Here is a 4,873-nt window from a genome sequence, read left to right as displayed (position 1 = left end):
GATCCGGGTGCCTGCTGGCGTGGCTCGCGTTACTGCTCGGATAGACCGTCACCGCTGCCTCGATCGGGGCGGCGCTGGGTCGTGCTGGCCTGCGTCGTACTAATCCAACGCGGCGCGCAACAGACCACAACGCCACCGGCCACGCGGCACACCGCATCGTAGAGGTGAACGCTACGTCAGCGTGGACGGCTGATCCTCGTCGTTCGGCGTGACGGCATGGGCATCGTCCGGGCGCGGAGAGCGACAGGCGTTCCTACCACGATCAACTGCACACCCTCCGCCACGACGGTATCGGGAGGCCAGCCGATCCCGATGTCCTGAACGCCAAGCTGCGCGGCCGATCACCGAGATCGACGGGCCGCCGGGCGCACCGAGAGATTTCACAGCGCGGGTCGAGCGCCCGGTCGCTGACAGGTCCAGCGAGAATCGGGGCAATCTGCGGCGACGGCGACGGTGAGCTCCACCTCGACCGGCGCGCCGGACGGCAGGCTCGACACCCCGACGGCGGAGCGCGCGACTGCGCCGCGTTCGCCCAGCCAGTCCCGCAGCACCTCCGAGGCCCCGTCGGCGACCATCGAGTGCTGGGTGAAGTCGGGACGGCAGGCGACGTACACGGTCATCCGCAGGCACCGCCGCACCCGGTCCAGTCCCCCGACCGCCTCGGCCACCGCGGCGAGGGCGTTGCCGGCCGCGAGGCCGGCTGCGGCTCGCGCCTCGGCCACGGTGAGATCCGCGCCCACCAGGCCGCACACGGCGAGCCGGCCGGCCACCCGTGGGGTCATGCCTGCGGTGTACGCGACGCCCGCGTGCACCACCACGGGTACGTAGTGGCCCTGCGGGGCCGGGGGCGCCGGCAGGCTCCCCCGGCCGGTTGGGTCAGCCACCGAGCGCCACCCCGTCCTGGCGGGGGTCGGCGCCTCCGGTGAGGCAGCCGAGCCGCTCGTCCACCGAGACCACCAGGGCGCTTCCGCCCGCGTCCCACGGTCCTACCATGCGGACCGGGTGCCCGGCGACGCGCAGCCCGGCGAAGGTCCGCTCGTCCAGCCGCGACTCGCAGATCAGCTCGTCGGGCGCTCCCACGACGTCCGCGTCGCTGCCGGGAAACACGGTGAACCGCGGCGCCGACACCGCCTCCTGCGGGTCCAGGCCGTGGTCGATCAGGTGCGACAGCACCTGCATGTTCCACTGCACCTGCCCGTCGCCGCCGGGGGTGTTGCCGACGTGCCGCAGGGCTCCCCCGGCGTCGGTCACCAACCAGGCGAGGCAGGTGTGCAGCGGACGGCGCCGCGGTCGTACCTGGTTCGGGTGGTCCTCGAGCAGGTACGCGCCGCGTCCGAGCCGGTTGTTGAGCATGATGCCGGTGCCCGGGATGGTGATCCGGGCGCCGAAGGTGAAGGCGAGTGAGTGGATGAAGCTGACCGCACGTCCGTCGCCGTCGACCGCGACGGTCGTCGTGGTGTCCCCGTCCGGCGTCAGGCCGGCCGTGGCGAGCGGGTGCCGTCCGGCGGCCAGCTTCGCCCGCACGTCCGCTACCGCTTCGGGCCGCAGCAACGACCGCCAGGCGTCCGTGTCGGTGCCGCACCGGTCCCAGCGGTCCCGGAAGGCCTGTCGGGCAGCTCCGGCCAGCCAGCCGACGGCGTCGGCGCTCAGCCACGGCAGCCCGGAGAGCGCCCCGTCGCAGACGGCCGCCTGCTGCAGCACCATCCAGCCCGGTGTGGGCATGGGTGTCGTGTGCACGACGAGGTCGCCGTACCGCCCGGCGATCGCCTCGCCCGGCAGCGGTACGCCGGAGGCCGCCCACTCGTCGCCACTGAACGGAGCACCTGCCGCTGCCAGTGCGGCCACCGCGCGTTCGGCCAGTTCGCCGGTGTAGAGGGCGTGGGGATCGGCCGCCAGCAGCCGCAGCGAGTCGGCGAGCTCTGGCTGTAGCAGCCGTTCGCCGAACTGCGGCGCCCGGCCGTTGCGCAGGAACGTTCGTCGCGCGCCTTCGTCGGCGCGCAGCTGTGCCTCGTGTTCGCGGATGTCGGCGCGGGTCTTGCGGGTGCAGGGCAGGCCATGTTCGGCGGCGGCGATCGCGGGCGCCCACAACTCGGGCAGGGCGCGGGTTGCCCCGCGGGCGTGCAGCGCGGCGATCGCGGCCACCGCACCCGGGGCGGCCACGGCGAGCGCCCCCGTGAGTGGAATCGCCGGCAGCTTCCGCGCTCGATAGAACTCCAGGTCGCCGCCGTCCGGCCCGTACCCGCTGCCGTTGATGGTCCAGACCGATCCGTCCGGCTCCCGGACCACGGCGAAGGCGTCGCCGCCGACGCCGCACTGGCCGGGCAGCGCCAGCCAGGACATCGCGGCCATCGCCACCGTCGCGTCGATCGCGGTGCCACCATCAGCGAGCACACGATGACCGACGGCGCTGACCGCCGGGTGGCTCGAGATGGCCATGTGTTCGCCGGCGAGCACCGGGTTGCGGGTCGGTGCCGGCCAGTCCATGTCCGCGCCGGTCATGTCACCGGCTTGCGTCGGCGCGGCCCACCGGTCGCGATGTCCTCCGGTGTCACGCCCACGTAGATCTGCCCGTCCTCTTCCCGCACCGGGAACGTCTTGATCGGTTCGGTGGCGGGCGGGCAGACCGGCTCGCCGGTCTCGAGGTCGAAGACGCTGCCGTGGCAGGAGCAGCCGATGCCGTCGTCGACCAGCTTGCCTGACGACAGCAGGCAGTCCAGGTGCGTGCAGTAGTTCGACGTCGCGTACGCCCTGCCCTCGCAGCGGGCGACGCACAGCTCCAGGGTGTCGGCGTAGAAGCGGCGGACGTAACCGTCAGGCACCTGACCGGAGCGAGCCACCCGGACGAATCGGACGGCGTCCGGCTCTGCTCCCGCGTCTGCGGTGCCGGTGACCTCGGGCGTGCTCATGAGGCCACGTACACGGTCTTGTCGACGGTGTAGAAGTGCATCATCGTCTCCCCTGCCTGTTCCTTGAACGTCTGGGTGCTGGAGTTCTTCAGCCCACCGAAGGGGGCGTTCATCGCCATGCCGGTGGTGGGCTGGTTGACCTTCACCAGGCCGCTGTCGACCCGACGGGCGAAGTCAAGCGCACGGCCCAGGTCGCGGGTGACGATCCCGGCCGACAAACCGTACGCGGTGTCGTTGGCGACGCTGATCGCGTCGTCGAAGGAGCCGACGCGCAGCACGCTCAGGACCGGCCCGAAGATCTCCTCCTGCGCCAGCGGCGACGACTGATCGACGTCGGTGATCACCGCCGGTCGGACGAAGTTGCCGTGTTCCAGGCCCGGGCCGAGCGGCTCGTCGCCGGCGCGCAGACGGGCGTTGGTGGCCGCTGTGAGGTCGAGGTAGTGCCGGGTCTTCTCCAGTTGGGCGCGGGTCGCGAGGGGGCCCATCTGCACGCCGTCGGAGAGCCCGTCACCGACTCGGCGGGCGCGGGCGAGGGCGGCCACCCGCTCGACAAGCGCATCGTGCACCGCGTCGTGGACGATCAGTCGGCTGGTGCCGGTGCATGCCTGGCCGCTGAGGCCGAACGCCCCGCGGACCACGATGTCCGCTGCCCGGTCCAGGTCGGCGTCCTCCAGCACGATGACCGGATTCTTGCCGCCCATCTCCAGTTGGCAGCGCTGGCTGGGGCTGACCGCGCGGTGGATGGCCGCCCCGACGTCGGACGAGCCGGTGAAGGTCACGGCGCCCACCCGCGGATCGGAGACCAGTGCCGCGCCCGCTTCCCCGCCACCCTGCACGAGGGCGAGCGCACCGGCCGGAACGCCCGCCTCGATCAGCGCCTCGACCAGCCGCTGCCCCATCAGTGGGGTCACCTCGCTCGGCTTGAACACCACTCCGTTGCCGGCTGCCAGCGCCGGGCCGAGCTTTCGGGACGGGATGTTCAGCGGGAAGTTCCACGGCGTGATGGCAACGACGACCCCGACGGGTTCCCGAGAGGTGTAGACGAGGCTGCCGTCGCCCGTGGCGTACGTGCGGCCGGCGACGCGCAGTGCCTCACCTGCGTAGAAGCGGAGGTTCGACGGGGTCCGGCGGGTCTCGGTGAGCGCCTCGGCGAGCGTCTTGCCTTCCTCCCGAACCAGGTCCCGGGCGAGGTCGTCGGCGCGGGCGGCGAGGATGTCCGCCGCCCGGTGCAGGACAGCGGCCCGCGCCTCCGGGCCGCGCTCCGCCCATTCCCGGTAGCCGGCCGCCACCGCGGAGACCGCGTCGTGTGCGTCCTTCGCGTCGGAATCCGGGAAGACCGCCACGACCTCGCGCTCGTCGGCCGGGTTCCGCCGCTCGCGGGTACGCCCGCTGGCCGACCCCACCCACTCGCCACCGATGAAGTTGCCCTTCACAGTTGCTCCTCCAACGCCGTCAGCTCGGCCAGATCGACGTCCTCGTCGGCGAGGATCCGTGGATCCACGCTGATCTGGCCGGCGATCAACTCCTTGGCGACGAGGACGTCCCCGCCGCGGTCGACGGCGAACGCCGCGCGCACCAGGCCGTCGCGCAGGTAGAACGCCGAAAAGTCGCACTCTTCGACCGAGCCGCGCACGACGAGGTCGTCCCAGACCGGCGCGTGGCCGGTGTACTGCAGGTTGTGGTCGTACTGATCCGACCAGAACCAGTGCGGGTCGGCGTACGACGTGGTCCGGCCGATCATGTTGTTGGCGGCGGCGGTCGCCTGCCGGCTCGCGTTGTCGAAGTGTTCGACCCGGATCCGTTCCCCGAACAGCGGATGCCAGTGGTTGGCGACGTCGCCGGCGGCGTACACGTTCGGCGCACTGGTGCGGCAGTACTCGTCGACCAGGATGCCGTTGTCGACGGCAAGGCCGGACCGTTCGGCCACGATCGTGTTCGGCGTGATGCCGATGCCGATCACCACCAGG

Annotated in this window: 5 protein-coding genes; all 5 read right to left on the bottom strand. The window is 72.1% G+C overall.

Translation table 11 applies throughout. The features are described 5' to 3' along the window. Positions 1–380 precede the first annotated feature (380 nt). Complete coding sequence (locus ONA70_RS34760) at positions 381–884, bottom strand: RidA family protein (RefSeq protein ID WP_265010726.1); 504 nt, start codon at positions 882–884, stop codon at positions 381–383. Further along, positions 877–2,499, bottom strand: coding sequence for a gamma-glutamyltransferase (locus ONA70_RS34755; protein ID WP_265010725.1), 1,623 nt, complete (start codon positions 2,497–2,499; stop codon positions 877–879). The genes ONA70_RS34760 and ONA70_RS34755 overlap by 8 nt, the downstream gene beginning before the upstream one ends. Beyond that, the gene (locus tag ONA70_RS34750) at positions 2,496–2,906 is read right to left on the bottom strand and encodes a Rieske (2Fe-2S) protein (RefSeq protein ID WP_265010724.1); all 411 of its coding nucleotides are present in this window, start codon (positions 2,904–2,906) and stop codon (positions 2,496–2,498) included. Before ONA70_RS34750 ends, ONA70_RS34755 begins: the two co-directional genes overlap by 4 nt. After that, the gene (locus tag ONA70_RS34745) at positions 2,903–4,339 is read right to left on the bottom strand and encodes an aldehyde dehydrogenase family protein (protein ID WP_265010723.1); all 1,437 of its coding nucleotides are present in this window, start codon (positions 4,337–4,339) and stop codon (positions 2,903–2,905) included. The genes ONA70_RS34750 and ONA70_RS34745 overlap by 4 nt, the downstream gene beginning before the upstream one ends. Further along, a partial coding sequence (locus tag ONA70_RS34740) for an oxidoreductase C-terminal domain-containing protein (protein WP_265010722.1) occupies positions 4,336–4,873 on the bottom strand: 538 nt, incomplete at its 5' end. The genes ONA70_RS34740 and ONA70_RS34745, both read right to left, overlap by 4 nt.

Origin of the sequence: Micromonospora yasonensis (assembly GCF_026013475.1) — a bacterium.
In the GTDB taxonomy this organism is placed as follows: Bacteria; Actinomycetota; Actinomycetes; order Mycobacteriales; family Micromonosporaceae; genus Micromonospora; species Micromonospora yasonensis.
The sequence above is the reverse complement of the archived record's forward strand: the minus strand, read 5'-3'. Positions and strand labels throughout refer to the sequence as shown.